Annotated in this window: 14 protein-coding genes; 2 read left to right on the forward strand and 12 right to left on the reverse strand. The window is 68.9% G+C overall.

Annotation, left to right across the window (positions count from 1 at the left end; all coding sequences use genetic code 11):
- The first annotated feature begins 585 nt into the window (after positions 1-585).
- Positions 586-1,578, forward strand: a complete 993-nt coding sequence (locus AACX88_RS16955; RefSeq protein ID WP_339394041.1) for an endonuclease domain-containing protein — start codon at positions 586-588, stop codon at positions 1,576-1,578.
- Between the two features lie 99 nt (positions 1,579-1,677).
- Here the strand turns inward: AACX88_RS16955 and AACX88_RS16960 are convergent, their stop codons facing one another.
- Positions 1,678-3,498, reverse strand: a complete 1,821-nt coding sequence (locus AACX88_RS16960) for a flavin-containing monooxygenase (RefSeq protein WP_339394042.1) — start codon at positions 3,496-3,498, stop codon at positions 1,678-1,680.
- Positions 3,499-3,613: 115 nt separating this feature from the next.
- Between AACX88_RS16960 and AACX88_RS16965 the strand changes: the two genes are divergently transcribed.
- The gene (locus tag AACX88_RS16965) at positions 3,614-4,825 is read left to right on the forward strand and encodes a GAF domain-containing protein (RefSeq protein ID WP_339394043.1); all 1,212 of its coding nucleotides are present in this window, start codon (positions 3,614-3,616) and stop codon (positions 4,823-4,825) included.
- A gap of 94 nt (positions 4,826-4,919) precedes the next feature.
- Here AACX88_RS16965 and AACX88_RS16970 read toward each other — a convergent pair whose 3' ends face one another.
- The 11 genes from AACX88_RS16970 to AACX88_RS17020 form a co-directional block, all read right to left on the reverse strand.
- Complete coding sequence (locus AACX88_RS16970) at positions 4,920-5,453, reverse strand: VOC family protein (RefSeq protein WP_339394044.1); 534 nt, start codon at positions 5,451-5,453, stop codon at positions 4,920-4,922.
- A 209-nt stretch (positions 5,454-5,662) separates the two neighbouring features.
- The gene (locus AACX88_RS16975; RefSeq protein ID WP_339394045.1) at positions 5,663-6,625 is read right to left on the reverse strand and encodes a helix-turn-helix domain-containing protein; all 963 of its coding nucleotides are present in this window, start codon (positions 6,623-6,625) and stop codon (positions 5,663-5,665) included.
- Between the two features lie 32 nt (positions 6,626-6,657).
- Complete coding sequence (locus AACX88_RS16980; protein ID WP_339394046.1) at positions 6,658-8,436, reverse strand: ATP-binding cassette domain-containing protein; 1,779 nt, start codon at positions 8,434-8,436, stop codon at positions 6,658-6,660.
- Positions 8,433-10,406, reverse strand: coding sequence for an ATP-binding cassette domain-containing protein (locus AACX88_RS16985; protein WP_339394047.1), 1,974 nt, complete (start codon positions 10,404-10,406; stop codon positions 8,433-8,435). Before AACX88_RS16985 ends, AACX88_RS16980 begins: the two co-directional genes overlap by 4 nt.
- Positions 10,396-10,755 (reverse strand): hypothetical protein, encoded by a 360-nt coding sequence (locus AACX88_RS16990; protein WP_339394048.1) that lies wholly within the window; start codon positions 10,753-10,755, stop codon positions 10,396-10,398. The genes AACX88_RS16985 and AACX88_RS16990 overlap by 11 nt, the downstream gene beginning before the upstream one ends.
- Positions 10,752-11,762, reverse strand: coding sequence for a cytochrome d ubiquinol oxidase subunit II (locus AACX88_RS16995; RefSeq protein WP_339394049.1), 1,011 nt, complete (start codon positions 11,760-11,762; stop codon positions 10,752-10,754). Before AACX88_RS16995 ends, AACX88_RS16990 begins: the two co-directional genes overlap by 4 nt.
- On the reverse strand, positions 11,762-13,267 hold the full coding sequence (locus AACX88_RS17000; protein WP_339394050.1) for a cytochrome ubiquinol oxidase subunit I: 1,506 nt from the start codon (positions 13,265-13,267) through the stop codon (positions 11,762-11,764). The genes AACX88_RS16995 and AACX88_RS17000 overlap by 1 nt, the downstream gene beginning before the upstream one ends.
- Before the next feature lie 19 nt (positions 13,268-13,286).
- Positions 13,287-14,009: an SDR family oxidoreductase gene (locus AACX88_RS17005; protein ID WP_339394051.1), complete on the reverse strand. Its 723-nt coding sequence runs from the start codon at positions 14,007-14,009 to the stop codon at positions 13,287-13,289.
- A complete protein-coding gene (gene nhaA / locus AACX88_RS17010) occupies positions 14,006-15,907 on the reverse strand; it encodes a Na+/H+ antiporter NhaA (protein WP_339394052.1) in 1,902 nt (633 codons plus the stop codon). Before nhaA ends, AACX88_RS17005 begins: the two co-directional genes overlap by 4 nt.
- Position 15,908: 1 nt before the next feature.
- The gene (locus tag AACX88_RS17015) at positions 15,909-16,676 is read right to left on the reverse strand and encodes an SDR family oxidoreductase (RefSeq protein WP_339394053.1); all 768 of its coding nucleotides are present in this window, start codon (positions 16,674-16,676) and stop codon (positions 15,909-15,911) included.
- 59 nt (positions 16,677-16,735) lie between these two features.
- Positions 16,736-17,380 carry a hydrolase gene (locus AACX88_RS17020; RefSeq protein WP_339394054.1) on the reverse strand — a complete coding sequence of 215 codons (645 nt, stop codon included), beginning with the start codon at positions 17,378-17,380 and terminating at the stop codon, positions 16,736-16,738.
- Positions 17,381-17,583: the final 203 nt, after the last annotated feature.

A 17,583-nucleotide genomic window follows, 5' to 3' on the forward strand; every position in this document is an offset into this window, starting at 1 on the left:
CACACACCACCACGTGTGGCTGCGCCGGCCGGCGTGGTCGGTATCAACCACGAGACTCCGAAAGTCGGAGGTCACCAACTCACTAGTGAAGCAGCATGAGTGACTCCAAACAGCTTGACACCGCGCGATTTCGCCACTCAGCGTCCGGAGAACGGGACCCTCTCCCCTGGTTCCCAATGCCGACGCGGTCACCACACCCCACTTATGTTCACCTCCTTGGGGACAACCAGCCGCCGACCACCGACGTCGACGGCGATCCGCCTCAGCGCCGGCTCGACTTACCACGGGCACAGCCCCACCTCGACCCGGTGACGGCGAGTTTCCCGGACTCCCAGTGCCGAGATCCGCACGCGAAATCGACACTCACCGTCCTGGGAACACGCCATGCCCGCCGTGCTCGCGCCAGGACCTTCGTCGTCTGCTGCCAGTCGCCCGGTCGAAGTCCCACACGCATGCCACTCTCGTGCACTGCCTGGGCAGAAGCGCGGGCACTTATGCGCAGAACGCCTGTGGACGCTCGACCGGTTTCCACAGGGGCATTCGCCGCTCTTCCCCTGCCGCCGCGGCCGAGAGACCATCGCCGTCATGTTCCACGGAGGCGACTACACCGGCGAATGGGAGCTGCGCGACTGCCCGGAGCTCTTCACCAGCGCGACCGCACCAAAGCGGGGCATCACCCGGCACAGACTGTTCCGCACCTCCACCTACCCGACGATCGTCAAAGGCGTCAGAGCCGATGCGTCCTCGACAGTCGCACGCCCGACTCCCGGGTGGGCCGACGAGGAATGGACGGACACGGCACAGCGTCTGCGCGCGATCCTGCTGAAGTTTCCGCAGGTGGCGGCCGGACATGTGACCGCGGCATGCCTCTACGGATGGCCGCTGCCCCGCAACCAACCGCACCTTCCGACCCACGTCTTCTCCGCCGATGGGAATGCACGTATTCGAGCACAGGGCATCCGCTTCCACCGCACGACGCTGTTCACCTCGCGCCTGTTCTTCGACCTGCCCATCCTCGACCCTGCGCATGCCTTCATCTCACTCGGCGCGGATCTCGACGTCGACGACCTGGTCAGGGTCGGCGATGCCGCGGTCGGCAACTGGCACGGACCGCCGCTCCTCACACTCGAGAAGCTCACCGCCGCTGTGGTCGGCACCAGGAGAATCCGCTCACGGCGACGCCTGCTCACCGCGCTCGATCTTGTCCGGCCCACCGTGGACTCGCCGCGCGAGACCGATCTTCGCCTCTGGCTGCGTTCCGTCGGCCTGCCGGAACCGACCGTGCATCCGCAGATCTTCTGCGCGGAGCTCGGCCGTGTCGTCGAGCCCGACCTCGGCTACGAGCACGCCCGTCTCGCCCTGGAGTACGACGGTGATCATCACCGAACCTCCAAGGGCCAGTGGAACAGCGACATCGCGCGAGACGAAGCGATGCGTCAGGAAGGCTGGACGGTGCTCAGAGTCACCGGCCGCACCGACTACAGGCTCCTCGAAGCCAAGATCCGGCGCCACCTCGGACTCGCTCAGCCTCCGCAGGACGGCACGCGGCCGCCGGGAGACTGGAGAAATGGACGCTGAGTGTCGATTCTGCTCACGAGAATCGACACTCAGCGTCCAGAAGCCCGGCCGAGAGCAGCGCTCACGCCCCGCGCCCCACGCCCTAGCCCCACCACTCCCTCACCCGAGGTGGTGGACCTCCTGCAGCCGGTAGACCGGCGTCGGAATCCCTTCGTAACGGGCCTTGAGCTGGAGGGCGAGGTAGAGGGAGTAGTGCCTCGACTGGTGGAGGTTGCCGCCCTGGAACCACAGGTTCTCCTGCTGGGTGGGCTTCCACATGTTGCGCTGCTCGCCCTCCCACGGGCCGGGATCCTTCGTCGTGTCCGAGCCGAGACCCCAGCACTTGCCGACCCGGTCCGCGGTCTCCTCGTCGACGAGGTCGGCGACCCAGCCGTTCATCGACCCGTAGCCGGTGGCGTAGACAACGAGGTCAGCGGGCAGGACCGTGCCGTCCGAGAGGACCACCGCATCCTCGGTGAGGTGGTCGACCTGGCCTTTCGCGAGCCCCACCTTGCCGTCGGCGACGAGCTCGGCCGCACCGACGTCGATGTAGTAGCCCGAACCTCGGCGCAGGTACTTGAGGAAGAGTCCGGACCCGTCGTCACCGAAGTCGAGGTCGAACCCGGCCGCCTCCATGCGCCGGTAGAAGTCGGCGTCCCGGTCCTTCATCTGCTCGTAGAGCGGGATCTGGAACTCGTGCATGATCCTGTACGGCAGGGACGCGAAGATGAGGTCGGCCTTCTCTGTCGTCATCCCGGCGGCGACCGCCCGCTCCGAGTAGAGGTCGCCGAGACCGATCTCCATGAGCGAATCGCTCTTGACGATGTGCGTGCTCGAACGCTGCACCATCGTCACCTCGGCGCCGTTCTCATACAGTGCACCGCAGATGTCGAACGCGGAGTTGTTGCTGCCGATGACGACGACCTTCTTCCCCGCGTACGCGTCGGGTCCCGGGTGTTGGGAGGAGTGCTGCTGCTCGCCGCGGAAGACCTCGTTGCCGGGGAAGGTCGGGATGTTCGGCTTCCCGGACATTCCCGTGGCCATGACCAGGTGCGCTGGTGTGAGGGTGCGGCGCTGCCCGTTCCGCTCGATCTCGACCGTCCACCGGCCCGCCGCGTCGTCATACTTCGCCGAGGTGGCCGTCGTCGACGACCAGTACGGGATCTCCATGACCCGGGTGTAGAACTCCAGCCAGTCCGCGATCTTGTCCTTCGGGGCGAAGACCGGCCAGTTGTCGGGGAACTTCAGGTACGGCAGGTGGTCGTACCAGACAGGGTCGTGGAGGCACAGCGACTTGTACCGCGACCGCCATTGGTCGCCGGGCCGCTCCCACCGGTCGATGACGAGCGCCGGCACCCCGAGCTGCCGCAGCCGGGCACCGAGGGCGATCCCGCCCTGCCCGCCGCCGACGACGAGGACGTACGGCTGCGCGGTCTCACCCCACGCCGCATCCTCCTCGGCGAGCTTCTCCGACCAGCTCTTCCGGTCGGGGTCGACGCCGTGTTCGGCACCTTTGACCCGGCGGATGCCGCGGGGCTCCTCGTGTCCGGTGAGCTCCTGCAGCGAGGTGAGCAGGGTCCACGCCTTCGGTCCGTCCTCGTCGATGAGGCGGACGAGGCCTTTGCCCCTGCCCACCGAGGTGGTGAACGTGAACCAGGCCGTGGTCACTCCGTCCGCGCTCTCCGCGGGTTCGGCGAGTTCGAAGTCGGCAGGGTCGACCCGCTCGAGCGTCTCCTCCAGGAGGTCGCGGACGCCGTCGCGGTTCTCGGTCGTCGTGAGGTTCCAGGAGAAGGATACGAGGTCCCTCCAGAAGCTCGTGGTCGCGAAGAGCTCCACCGCGGCCTCGATATCGCGCTTGCGGAGGGTCGAACCGAACTCGTCGAGCCATCCGGTGGCGATCTCGTCAGCCGTGAGCTGTTCGCGCTGCATCGTCGTTGTCATCTCTCACTCCTCGTCGTTGAGCCGTGTGCGATCAACCTACGGTGGCGTCGGCTCGGCCGACAGGGTTGCACGAAGTTGCATCGGCAGGTCGTCGGCAAAGCCCTATACTCGTGGCATGCCCGCCCCGGACCTGGCACACCTGGCCAGGGATCTGACCCGGATCCACGATGCCGTGATCACCGGCGGCCCACCGCCGGCGCAGCCGCGAGCGCTCGTCGCGCGCTCGTGGGAGAGGATGCTGCGCCTGGGGCTCGATCCGACCGGGGGCAATCGTCGGGTCCATTCCGCCGAGGCGGACGTCGAGTCCCGCCGGCATCGCTCGCAGCTGCGCCTCATCGTCGACGAACTCCGTTCCGTGCTCCTGCAGACTCCCGCCGCCGCGGCGTTCATCCTCGTCGTCACCGACGCCGACGGGGTGATCCTCTGGCGTGATGGTGCGGTCAGGGCGCGGAAGCAGGCCGACGGGCTGGGCTTCGTCGAAGGGGCGCACTGGTCGGAGAGCGTCGTCGGGACCAATGCGATCGGCACAGCGCTCGCCGAGGAGGCACCGGTTCAGCTCTTCTCCGCCGAGCACTTCGAGACCTCGCAGCACCCGTGGTACTGCAGTGCGGTGCCGATCCACGATCCTCGGGACGGACAGCTGCTCGGCGTCGTCGACATCAGCGGTCCCGCGCTCACGCTCCACCCGACGGTGCAGTCGCTGGTCACGACGGCTGTGCGCTTGGCCGAGGCCAGACTTCTGCTCGGTCATCAGGAGCAGCTGGGCACTCTGCGCACCCGGTATTCGACGATTCTCGGCGGCAGTCGGGAGCCCGCTCTCGTCGTCGACGACGACGGGTGGGTGGCCTACCGGCAGGGTGTGACGACCCGTGACCGCATCGACGTGCCCGCGGCCGACCGCACGGTGCTCATCCCCGGTGCCGGGCTCTGCCTGCCCGAGCGGGTGCCCGGCGGGTGGCTGCTGCGTCCCGCCGGGGAGCGGCACACCTCCGTCGTGCTTCGGCTCGACGCCCGCCCGGCGGTGCTCGAGGTGCGTTCCGCTGAGGAGCCGCTCGTCGTGCCGCTGACTCAACGGCACGCCCAGATCCTCGCGGAGGTCACCTCGGCGGGGGTCGATGGTGTGAGCGCATCCGCCCTGAGCACGCGCCTCTACGGGGACTCCGACCATGTGGTCACCGTCCGTGCGGAGATCTCACGGCTGCGCAGGTCGATCGGGGCCCTCATCGCCACGCGCCCCTACCGGTGGGCCGAGGGCGTATCCGCCCGCGTCGAGTCCGGGTCGTTCCAGCCCGATTCTGCTGGCGACAATCCGCCCGGAACGTCCTGAGCTCAGCGCCGGGGCCGTAGGCTCTCGGCGCCGGTCACTCGCGGCCGGCACCGGTCATCTGCGGCCGGTTCGGGTCATGCGCGGCAGGTCCCGGTCATGCGCGGCCCGCGCCCCGATAGGTGCCGAAGTTCCACAGCACGCCTTCGGGGTCGGTGACGCTGAAGTCGCACGAGCCGTAGTCCATCTCCGTGAGGCCCCGAACGACGCTCGCTCCGGCGTCGGTGGCTCTGCGGAAGAGGGAATCGACGTCGTCGACGGCGATGTAGACCGATCCACTCGCGACGCCGACTGAAGTCATCACTCCGCCGTCGTCGCGAGCCGAGCCGAGCATGATCCCACCTCCACCCGGCCACGCGAGCTCCGCGTGTTCGACGACGGTGGGATCGTCGGCGTTCGTGTACTCGACCGCGACCTCGAAGCCGAAGGCGCTGGTGAGGAAGGTGATCGCAGCCTTCGCGTCGCGGTAGCGGAAGGTCGGCCAGACGTTCGCCTGCGTTGGCGCGGAGTCAGGGTTCGCCGAGGCGGTCGTTGCTGCGCCGGTCGCTGTCGGTGCGGTCGTGCTGGGTTCGGTCGCTGTCGGTGCGGTCGTCGTGGTTTCGGTCGTGCTGGGTTCGGGAGTCGTCGTCATCGTGGATCCTTTCGCTGTGGGAGCTGTCAGCTCCAGCATGCGCGGCGATCGCCTGTCATGTCTTGGACGAATGGGAACTGCTACCGGTCCCGACTCACCCGGTCTCAGTTCATCCGACCTCGGCTCACCCGTGTTCTGTTCACGCGATGTCTACTCGGCCGCTCACGTTTCTGCCGCCTCAGTCCCTGTCTGCCATGCTGCAACCGGCCTCAGTCCCTGTCGGCCCCGTCGCGTCCGGCCGCTCCATGCGCGATGATCGGATCTGCCGCAAGCCATGCTGTCGGCGACAGGCCCGCGAAGGCCGTGAAATCCCGGACGAGGTGTGACTGGTCTGCGAAGCCGCATACGGCGGCCACCTCGGCGAGGGAACCCGGCGTTCTCTCACGTCGCATCGGCCGACTCCCCGGCCGACTCTTCGGCCAGCGGTCCCCGCTGCCACGCGCACCACCATCCTCATCGCTCACAGCGCCGTCGCCCGTGCCGATCCCGCCCATCCCGGCGACGAGCCGCCGGGCCCGATCGAAGCGGACGACCCGAGCAGCGTCTTTTGGACCGATGCCGACCTCGGCACGCAGCTGCGCTGTCAGGTGGCGCCTGCTCCACCCGACATGCTCGGCGAGCCGTGCGACGGTGGCCCGGCCATGGCTGCCGAGGATGACGTCCCACGCCTCGATGACCTCCCGGCGCGGGGCCACGCCGTCGCGCAGGCGTCCGCCGTCGCGCAGGCACTTCACCAGCACCGTATCGACCGCGGCGAACCGGCCGGCCCAGCCGGATTCGGCATTGACACGTTCGTGGAGTTCGACCGCAATGGGCCTGGTGACCTCGCGCAGATCCACGGAATGGTGGCTGTACTCCGCGGCGGTCAGCCCGAACAGCGCGCGCGGCGCGAACGGGGTGAGGTTGATCTGAATGCCCGCCATGGTCCCCTCGTGGGAGACGAGGGTCGGCCTGAGGTGAAGACCGGCGAGGAGCACGTCGAAACGGTCCTCGGCCCCTGCCTCGGCGTCGAGCTGGCGCAGCGGCTCATCGATCGCGACGATGAACGTCAGCGCGCCCGAAGGCAGCCCGAGGTGGATCCCGGGTGGCATCCCCGCGAAGTCATACCCGACATAGTCGCCGAGGTAGGGCCGCAGCGCCGGATGCGGCGCCCGGATGAGGTCGTCGACCATGCCTGCAGTCTAAACCTGCGGGGATCGCCTGATCAGCGGATCGCCGAGGCGCCTCCGAGGTCGAGGACGCGCGTGACCGCAGGTGGGGCACTGTGTGCGGCGAGGATGACCGTCGCGTCGGGCAGGCGATCGCGGACGAACCCGAGCACCCGCACATACGTGTCCGCGTCAAGACCGAGATCGGGTTCGTCGATGAGGAGGACATCGGGCCGAGAGAGGACGGCGCGGGCGATGATGAGCCGCCGGGTCTCCCCACGGGAGAGCGCCCGACCGTTGATCCCTGTGCGCGTATCCGCGTCGACGTCGTCGAGGCCGAGGTCGGCGAGCACCTCGGCGAGGTCGGTGCCCACGGACGGCGAAGCGACGCTCACGCTGGCGTTCGGAGCATCGCCGACAAGAGCATCGCCGACAGCGGTCGGCTGGTCGTCGCCGGAGCTCGCTGAGTCAGCGTCCGTTTTGCGGCCTCGCTGTCCAGGGGCGCCGAGGCGGAGGTTGCCTGCCACGGTGCCGGTGAAGAGGAACTCGTCGTCGGTGACATGGGCGACCGTGAGCGACCGGCGCTGCCGAACCGATCGCGCGATCGCGGTGAGCAGCGTCGACTTGCCGGCTCCCGAGGGTCCGATGATCGCCGCAGACGTCCCCGCGGGGACGTCGAGCTCGTGACCTGCGCCCAGCGTGATCCCGATTGCCCCGGCATCGGTGGCGTCGACCTCGACCGCCGAGGTGTGGGCGGGCTGGGACGCGTCACCTCGGCCGGCGTCGATGCTGCGGAGTCTCTGCAGGTGGGGGACAATGTCGCCGAGCGCGAAGGTCCGCTCGAGGACGCCGAAGGCGAGGCAGACGACCATGACGAACAGGGGTACCGACCCCAGGTCCGCGCCGAACCCTGAGGCCGTCGCAGTATCCCCCACCCCGGTTCCCACGCCCGAGGCGAGCGCGGCTACGACGACGATCGTCCCAAAGGACACCCCGGCGGCGAGCGCCGCGCCGAGCTGACGCCACGTGCGTCGGCTGGCCCTCCGGCGATCGGCGGCGCTGAGCTCGGCGAGCTGATCGAGCACCCGGGCGCGCAGCAGCGGCGTCCCGCCGAGCGAGTCGAGTTCGGGGGCGGCCTCCATGCTTGCGAGCACCTCGGCGCGCAGTCGGCCGTGACCCTCGTCGGGAGCCGCCGGCACGAGCGCGAGGACGATCATCACCGCCGCACCGAGCAGGAGGGGGATCGTCACGGCAGGCATCGTCACCGCAGCGACGATGCCCGCGGCGACGACGGCGGCGCAGGTGACGACGATCGGCGCGGTCACTCGCAACACGCGTTCGCCGCTGACCCGCGCATCCGTGAGCAGGCGGTCGACCGTGCGATCGTCGACGGCAGGGATCCTGCCGACTGCGGCGCCTGCGTCAACAGCAGCGCCCGAGGCGACAGCAGAGGCTGAGGGTCCGGCAGCACTCGGAGAGCCTGAGGTGCTCTTGGGGCTGGCAGCGCCCGGGTCGTCCTCAGCACTCGATCCGGCCGCACCGCCAGGACCCCGGGCGAGGTCGTCGTAGACGCGCAGTCGCTCCCGGGTCGTGTCGGCAAGTGCGGCCCGGTGGAGGAGGACGTTCTGCCCGTAGTTGCCCGCGATCCGACCGAGCGCAAGGAGGCGAACGATGCCGCTCGGCGTCGGGTAGGAGAACGTCGCGAGCAGTCCGAGGCCGGCGAGCGCGCACGCGGCAAGGTACCAGCCGGAGACGGCCAGCAGCGCGAGCGAACACAGCTCGGCGGCGACGGCCACGGTGAGGGCGAGCACGTGGATCGGGGGCCGGGGACTCATGCGTCGTCCCTCGTGGGGCTCGAGTCCGAACTCGGGCTTGTGGGGCGCGGGTCTGCACTAGGACCCGCCGCGACTACGGCCCCGTCCCGCAGCTCGCAGACTCTGTCGGCGGCTGCCATCACCGCCGAGGAGTGGGTGGCGACGACGACGGTGCGCCCCACGCTCGCACGGCGCAGGGTCTCAAGGATCGCGCTCTCCGTCGCCCGATCGAGGTGGGCGGTGGGTTCGTCGAGGATCCACAGTCGGCGGTCGGCAGCCACGAGACGGGCGACCGCCACCCGTCGGCGCTCCCCCGCGGACAGCTTCCGACCCGAAGCGCCCCCGCCCGTGGTGCCGAGCACTGTGCCGATGCCCTCGGGGAGGTCAGCGATGACAGGGTCGAGACCCGCCACGTGCGCGGCAGCGCGCACGGCCTCCGAGTCGATCGACGCATCGCCGAGGCTGATGTTCTCCGCCAGCGTCGTACCGAGGACGACGGTGTCGGACCCGAGCCAGCCGTGAGGTTGAGCGGCCGCTCGGTCGATCGTCCCGGCGCTCGGGGCCCGATTGCCGGCGAGGAGCTGAAGCAGGGTGGTCTTGCCCGAGCCCGAGGGTCCGCTCACCGCCGTCCACTGCCCTGCCGGGACCGTCAAGCTGACCTCGTCGAGGATGCGGGTCGACCCGTCGACGACGCTGACCTCGCGGAGGTCGAAGTACGGGAACGCCGAGGCGGACGCGGCCTCGTCGTATTCGGAGAAGGCGAGTGCCGCCGAGATAGCTCCCGGTGCCGGGTCGGCCGCGGGCACCGGGGCCGACCCGGATCTTGACGCGCCGGCACCCGAGGCAACGTGGCCCGAGGCAACGGGACCAGAGGCAGCAGCACTCGCCTCGAGGATCGCCCGGGCGGCGACGAGGGCGTCGTCGCGGTCGTGGAAGCCGCGGGCCGCCCGCTGCGCAGGGGCGAAGTAGGCCGGGCAGAGGAGCAACACGAACAACGCACCACCCAAATTGAGCGCCGGCGTCCCCGGCAGAGTGACGAAACCGAGCAGCACGAGCCCCGTATAGGTCGCCGACACGGCGATCGCGAACGTCACCGCGACGTCCATGACCGCCCCGGAGAGGAACGCGTAGGTGAGCACGCGCAGCGTCGACTTCTCGAGTCGGGTCGAGGCCCGGCCGAGCACCGTCCGTCGTCGGGCGGTGGCGCGAAGACTGACGAGCGTCGGCAGCCCGCGCACGCTTTCGGTGACGATCGCCGACAGTCGCCGCGAGGCCGCGAGCTGCCTGCGTCCGGCATTGACCGTCGCCTGTCCGGCGAGTCTGAGGTTGAGCGGCAGGAGTGCCGTGCACAGCACCAGCAGCACTGCGACGGGCCAGTGGACGAGGGCGACGGCTGCGAGGATGAGCAGCGTCGAGGGCACCGCGGCGATCCGCAGCGGCCCCGATCCGGCCAGGTAGCCGGCGACGACGGGAACATGGTCGATGAGGACGTCGGCGGCGTCGTTCGCGCGTGTCCTCCCCGAAGCGGCGAGCAGCTCGGGCACGAGCCCTGTCCGCACGGAGGTGATGATCTGCTTCCGTCCCACCTCGGCGAGGCGGGTTGCGAGCACCCGCAGCAGGAGCCGCACCGGTGCGGCGATCCCGACCCCGATGAACAGGCCGAGCGCCGATCCGGTGCCGCTCATCCACGCGGCGATCCCCGCGCCCAGCAGCGCCCATTGGGCGATCAGTGCGATGGTCGAGGCGACCTCGGCGAAGGCGGAGAAGCGGAACGCGAGCCGTCCGGGATCAGTCTGGACAGCGATCCACGCCGTCGCTGCCGCGTCGCCGGAAGCCACCGAATCGCCTGACGCCGCCGCATCGCCGGAGGGCACGGCGTCGCCGGACGCAGCCGTCGCAGACGCGGTGTTCGCACCGACTTCCGCCCCGGTGGCAGCCCCGTTCGTCGTGTCAGGGTCCGTCGCCGAGGCGGTTGCCTCGTCAGCGGGCATCGGCGTGCGGGTCGTCCTCGTCCTCGCGGGAGCGGCGGCGTTCGTCGCGGATGAAGACGACGGCGGCGAAGATGACGATCGCGAGGGTGGCCGCACGGTTGATCCACTGCGAACCGATCTCCGGATATCCCGAGAACATGTTCATCGCGATCGCGTAGAGGAGGATTCCGAGGAGCGTGTAGCCGATGCGGCGGAGGATCGTCCTCACCAGGCCGCCGCCCGCGCCCCGCGAAACTCGGGCCGCCTCCTTGCCCCGCGAATCAGCGTCCGCCTCCATGCCGCGCGCCTCGGCGCCCCGCGAACCTGCAGCCGCCTCGTCGCTCGGAACCACGTTGCGCTCATCGCTCATGACTGGGCCGCCTCTCGGTCGCTCGCGGCCTCACCGTAGAGGGAACCGGCGAAGACTCGGTGCGCGAAGATCGTGTAGAAGATGTTGAGGAGCACATTGACCCCGACGCCGATGAAGAGGAACACGAGCGTGATGGTGGGGGCGGCCGCCTCGGCGACGGTGAGATCCGGGGCCAGAAGCACCGGGTACCGACCGACGACGATCGCGAGGAGGCACGCGACGACCACGAGCAGCGTCCACCGGTACGCACTCGCCGGGGGCGCCCCCGGGGCCAGCGCACGCCATGCGAACAGCGCACCGACCGCACCGACGGCGAGCAGCGCGATGACGACCATGCCCTGGGTGCCGTCCCAGGTCAGCGGCACCGCCGTGGTCCCGAGGAGGGCGACGATGAGGGCGAGGACGACGACGGCGAGCAGCAGCAGCGTCCGGCCCGCACTCACCGCGACCGGTGAGTCGACCTTGCGCCGGAGGAACGCCGCGCCGAGCGTCGTGTAGACGAGGACGACCCCGATGACGATGAGCAGCGTCATCCCCACCGTCGAAGCGTCCCACACGGTCGGGGTGCCGACGAATTCGTTGCGATCGTTGAGCGTGACCTCCCGCGTCAGTCCCGCGAGGGCGAACCCCTGCGCGAGCGCGGCGCCCAAGGAGGCGATGCTGAAGGCCCGCACCCACGCCTCGGCGGCGTCGTGGCGGTGGGAGATGAGTTCGGTGGAGAAGCCGCGGACGATGAGGCACAGCAGCATGACGATGACGGGGATGTAGAGGTGCGGCAGCGCCGCCCCGTAGACGGCGGGGAAGCCCGCCCACAGCGAGAGCCCGAGGAGGATGAGCCACGATTCGTTGACATCCCAGGTCTGCGCGACGACTTCGACGCCCTCCCGCCGACGTCTGCGGTCGCGCTCGCCGAGGAGGAGGATGCCCACCCCGAGGTCGTAGCCGTCCAAAACGATGTACATCGTCAGGCACAGCACGGGCACGATCAGCCAGAGTTCCTGCAGCATCACGGGGTCCTTCCCTCGCCGAGGCGGTCACCCGGAGGCGCCGTGTCCCCCGGTGGAGCGCTGCCACCCCCGTCCGGCAGAGCGCCGCCCGCGGGCGTGCTTCCGCCCGCCCTGCCGTCGTCGACCCCGGCGAATTCGAGGTCCCCGTCGAGGTCGTCGAGATCGTCGTCGGCCACCTCGGCGCCGGGCAGGTCGTGCTCGGGACCGCGGCGCACGGCCCAGACGATGTAGCCGATGTAGGCGGCGAGCATGACCGCGTAGACGAGGATGAACCCTGCGACGGAGAACACGAGGTTCGCCGGCGCCAGATCGGACACGGCGTCCTCGGTGCGCAGGCGACCGTAGACCACCCACGGCTGACGCCCGGTCTCCGCGGTCACCCAGCCGCCGATGATCGCGAGGATGCCCACGGGTGCCGCCCACAGGCAGAAACGATGGAAGCGCGGGGAGTCGTAGAGTCTGCCCCGCAGACGCAGGATGACGCTGTTCATGGCGATCGCGAAGAGCACGATCGAGCCGTAGAACATCAGCCGGAAGCCCCAGAACGCCATCCACATGGGCGGCTGGTCCGCCCGCGGGGCGACATCATGGAGGCCCGGCGTCGTCAGCTTCCCGCTGAGGTCCTGCCCGACGAACGAACCGAGGAACGGGATCTCGACCGTCGCCCGGTTCGTCTGGTTCTCCTGGTCGGTGATGATGAAGACGCGCCAGCCGTTGCTCGTCGAATTCCAGTGGCCTTCGATGGCCGCGAACTTCGGCAGCTGGTGTTCGGCGACGACTTCGACGGCGACGTCATCGCCGACGGAGATCTGGATCGGCAGGAGGACGGCGAGGACGCCGAGGGCGATCGAGAACGAACGTCTGGCGAACGGCAGCGACCGGCGTTTGATGAGGTACCACGCGGCAATGCCGGCGATGACCACCGAGGAGGAGATGAGGACGGCGAGCAGCATGTGGGTGAAGCGCAGCGGGAAGGAGGGATTGAAGATGACCTCGAGCCAGTTCGTCGGCACGAACGTCCCGTCGTCGGCGACCCGGAACCCGGCCGGGGTCTGCATCCACGAGTTCGCCACGAGGATCCACGTCGTCGACAGCAGCGTGCCGATCGAGACGAGGACACTGGAGATGAACATCGTCCGCTCCTTCACCCGCCCGTCACCGTAGAGGAGGATGCCGATGAATCCGGCCTCGACGAAGAACGCGGTGACGACCTCCATCGCGATGATCGGACCGATGATCGGACCGGTCACCCGGGAGAACACACCCCAGTTGAGGCCGAACTCGAAGGTGAGCACGGCACCGGCGACGACGCCGAGGGCGAACCCGACGCCGAAGATCCGCCGCCAGAACCGGAACATCTGCAGGAACACGGGCTTCTTCGTCTTCCAGTACAGCCCGTAGACGACGGTGAGGAAGATCGAGAGTCCCACCGTCATCGCGGGGAACATGATGTGGAACATCGCGGTGAGCGCGAACTGCAGCCGCGAGAGGTCCTCGAGAGTCATGCCGCGCCCTCTTTCCTCGTCATGCCCAGCCCTCCTTCGTGGCGACGATGTCGAGATCGCCGAGGTGGACGCCGGCCGGCTGGTCGAGCGTGAACTCGATGACGTGGGCGACGTCATCGGGGTCGAGGAGGCCCTCGCCGAGCCAGTTGTACTCGTGGGCGAGGCCCTCGAGGGCCTCGGCGAAGGGACCGCGGATGTATCCGGGGGCGACGTTCGACACGCGCACGTTCCGCTCCCGCAACTCGATGCGCAGGTGGTCGGCGAAGGCCTTGAGCGCAGCCGAGCACGCCCCGTAGATCGTCGCATTGTCGAAGTGCGCCTGGTCGGCGATCGATCCGATCGTGATGACGTCGGCGGTGCCGCCCGCCTCGGCGGAGGCCTCGAGGGAGGGCAGGACGGCGTGGACGATGTGGACGGTGCCGATGAAGTTCGTCGTCATCACCTCGTTCCACCGGGCGAAGGGCATGTCGGGGAACGATCCGACGTAGTTGATGCCCGCGCTCGCGATCACCGAGGCACACCGCGGCCAGCGCTGCCTGATCTCGGCACCGAGGGCATCCATGCCCGCGGTGTCGGCGACGTCCTGGTCGAAGAACGTGAGTTCGGGGTGGCCCGCGATCTCCGCGGGCATCGGGTTGCGGTCGATGACGACGACGGTATCTCCCCGATCGAGCAGACGCTGCGCAGTCGCCAGGCCGACGCCGCTGGCACCGCCGGTGATGATGTGGGGAGCCGTGCTCATGCCAGCCTCCCCGCGCGCACATGGGAAGTGGGGCTGCCCTGGACGGCGCAGTCCGAGGTGAGGATGTGGTCGGGGCGCGTCATCGGGTCCGGCTGTTCGGCGCGGGTCGCGTCGAGGTCGGCGATGATCGCGTTCGGCTCCATGTCCCCGTCGTAGAGGAGGCCGTTGACGAAGAGCACGGGACCGCTGCGCAGACCCATGTTCTCCGCGTCGAGGTAGTCCTCGTCGACCCGGCCCACGTGGACGTCGCGACGCAGATCGTCCTCGACCCGGGAGAGGTTGGCGCCGACGTTGACGCTGGCGCGCAGGAGCTCACGGTTGTCCAAACTGCGTTCCTCACTGATCTCGTTGAGTTCGTGGCGCATCGACCAGAAGAGCTTCCGCTGCTGGGCGGAGACGGCTTCGAGGGCCTCCGCGGTCTCCTCGGGGGCACCGTCGGCGGTGGGCCTGATGTGGCGGAAGACGAAGTTGATGTCGCCTTCGTAGTGGTCGATGACCTGGTCGAGGATCTCCTCGGTGTTGGCGTCGTCGAGGCCGCCGAAGGACCCGTAGACGGTCAGGGAGTTGGCCGCCTCGGGGGGACCGAAGATGTGGTCGCGGGCCGGGTCGATCGGACGATTGAGCTGGACCCGAGCGGGGGCGTGCTTGCGGTCGTAGCGGGCGGTGAGCTGGAGGCTGACGACGCCGAGGAGAGCCGCGAGCGCCGAACCGGTGAGGATGCCGATGCGGGCATCGGACTGGGCCACCTCGTCGGTGATGGCGAGGTCGACGATGAACAGGGAGATCGTGAAGCCGATGCCGGTGAGCAACGCACCCGAGGCGATGTGCCTGGCCCGCAGCGCCTCGGAGAGCTCGCCGATGTGCAGACGTCGGCCGAGCATCGTCGCCCCGAAGATGCCGACGAACTTGCCGACGACGAGACCGGCGATGACGCCCCAGGTCAGTGCCGAGTTGAAGGCGTGGGACAGGGACTCGCTCGTGATCAGGACACCGGCGTTGACGAGGGCGAAGATCGGGACGATGACGAGGCTGACGACGCGGCGCAGGGAGAGCTGGAAGCGGTCGTTGATCGAGACCGACTTGAGGATCCCCTCGGCCGCGGACATGCCGCGTTCGGCGTTCGGGCTGCGGCGGAAGCTCTGGGTGAGGTCCTCGGCCTCATCGACGAGCTGATGCCGCGGCGGGAAGACGGGCAGGAGGAGGCCGAGGATGACGCCGGCGATCGTCGCGTGGACCCCGGACTGGAGGACGGCGAACCAGAGGAGGACGCCGAGGACGGCGTAGACGAGGCCGCGCCAGGCCTGCATCCGCTGGACGAACCACGTGACTCCGGCGAGGATCGCGGCGATGCCGAGCCACACGAGGTCGATGTCCTCGGTGTAGAAGAACGCGATGACGCCCAGCGCCCCGATGTCGTCGACGACGGCGAGGGCGAGGATGAACACGCGCAGCTGAGCGGGGATGCGGGAGCCGAAGGCGGCGAGGATGCCGACGACGAACGCGGTGTCGGTGGAGATGACGACACCCCAGGCTCCCACCTCGGGGGTGCCCCGGGTGATGGCGACGAAGATGAGGGCGGGGACGATGAGGCCGGCCACGGCGCCGACGATCGGCAGGGCCGCCCGCTTCCACGACCGCAGCTCGCCGAGGACAACGTCCTTCTTCACCTCGAGGGTGACGAGGAAGAAGAACGCCATCATCACCGCGTCGTTGATCCAGTGCTGGAAGGACATCTCGAGTTCGGAGCCGCCGAAGGTGAAGCCGAACTCGGTCTTGATGACGGTGTTGTAGGACTCGGGTGAGAGGTTCGCCCAGAGCAGGGCGATCACCGTGGCGGCCAGGAGGACGACGGCTCCGGCACTCTCGGTGCGGAAGAACTCGCGGATGCCGCTGAGCATGTCAGCTCCTCACTGGTCGGATCGTGGCTGCGGCGAGGTTCGCGCGCGTGGGCAGGGTCGTCATGAATTTCACGAGGTGGGCCACACTTCCCGGGTCGATCGAGGAGAACTCATCGGCCCGCTGCTGGAAGCGCTGGTAGTGCTCGACGTCGCTCATATCGGCGCCGAGCTGGGAGGTGATGTAGAACGGGGCGATGTGGTGGACGCGGACGCCGCGTTCGCCGTATTCGGCGCGCAGGTGCTTCGCGAGCTGTTCGACCGAGGCGGCCATGGCCGAGAACACCGCGTAGCTCTTCGCCCGCTGCGGGGCCGGGGCGGAGCCGACGAAGATGAGGTCGGCCCGGTGCCCGGTCTCCCCGATCCGCAGCAACCCGTCGGCGAAGGTCTGGGCGGTGTAGAGGGCGCCTTGGACGTTCGTCGAGATCATCGACTTCCACTCCGAGGGCACGGCCTGTTCGAAGTTGCCGGCCCGCATGACGCCGGCACTGACCATGACCAGGTCGGGGTCGGTGCCGAAGCGTTCGCGGATCGCGTCGCGGGCTTCGACGAGGTCGAAGGGCTCGGTGACGTCGGCGCGGATGATCAGCGTGCGGTCGGGCTGCCCGATCTGCGTCTCGAGGCGTTCGAGGCGCCGGAAGTTGCGGGCGAGCATCGCCACCCGGAAGCCCTGGTCGACCAGGGTCCGGCACACGGCGGCGCCGATCGCCCCCGTTGCGCCCGTGACCAGGGCGACGCGCTCTTCGGGACCAGCCTGCGCGGTGTCTGTCATGAGGTCATGTCTCCTGGTCAGGGGTGGTGCGATTCAGTTGTCTTGGGGCAAACCCCGCCTCAGTTGCCGAAGCTGTCGCCGATCGCGCGCTTGCGGCTGAAGTAGTCGTTGATGATCGTGCGGTAGCGGTCGGAGTCGGAGCGCGCCCAGTTGCGCATGAGTTCGGCCCCGAAGGCGAGCGAGGTGATCGGGTGCGCGCCGGCGGTGACCATGCGGGTGATCGCCGAGTTGTGGGCGTCGTCCGAGACGCCGCCGACCGCGTCGATGACGGGGTAGACCTCGTAGCCCTCGGCGAGGAGGTCGAGGGTGGGGAAGGTCAGGCAGACCTCCGTCCACAGGCCCGCGATGACGATCTTCTTCCGTCCGGTCGCTTCGATCGCGGCCCGGAAGTCCGCGTCCTCCCACGAGTTGACGCCGGTGCGGTCGATCTCCTCGAGGTCGGGCAGTTCGTCCTTGATCTCTGAGATCGTGCCCGTGTTCACGCCGAGGTCGACGCCGACGGTCGAGAGCACGGTGGGGATCTCATACGCGCGGGAGAGCTTGGCCAGGGTGATGACGCCGAGGAAGATCTCCTTGCGCGTCGTCGAGCCGACGGTCGAGAACTGTTCGGGCTGGTAGTCGATGAGCGCGATGGCGCAGTTGCTCGGGGTGAGCAGGCGGTCGGTGTCGGGATCGCGAATGGGTTCGGGCTGGACCTTCGGCATGGCGTCCTCCTGAGGGGATGAGGTCGGTCGCTGCGTTCGCTGGGGAGGCAAACGTATCACCTTTCAACAACTTTGGCGGCTCATCGCAGTTGAGGGTGTAGTCGGGGTCTGAATCCGCCGGCCTCGAGTAGAGATCGGGCGATGTAGTGGGTGAGGTTGCGGAAGCCGAGGGCGGAGCCGCGGAGGTGTTCGAGTCGGCCGTT

The sequence above is a fragment of the Brevibacterium metallidurans genome (genome assembly GCF_037101285.1).
Taxonomy (GTDB): Bacteria; Actinomycetota; Actinomycetes; order Actinomycetales; family Brevibacteriaceae; genus Brevibacterium; species Brevibacterium metallidurans.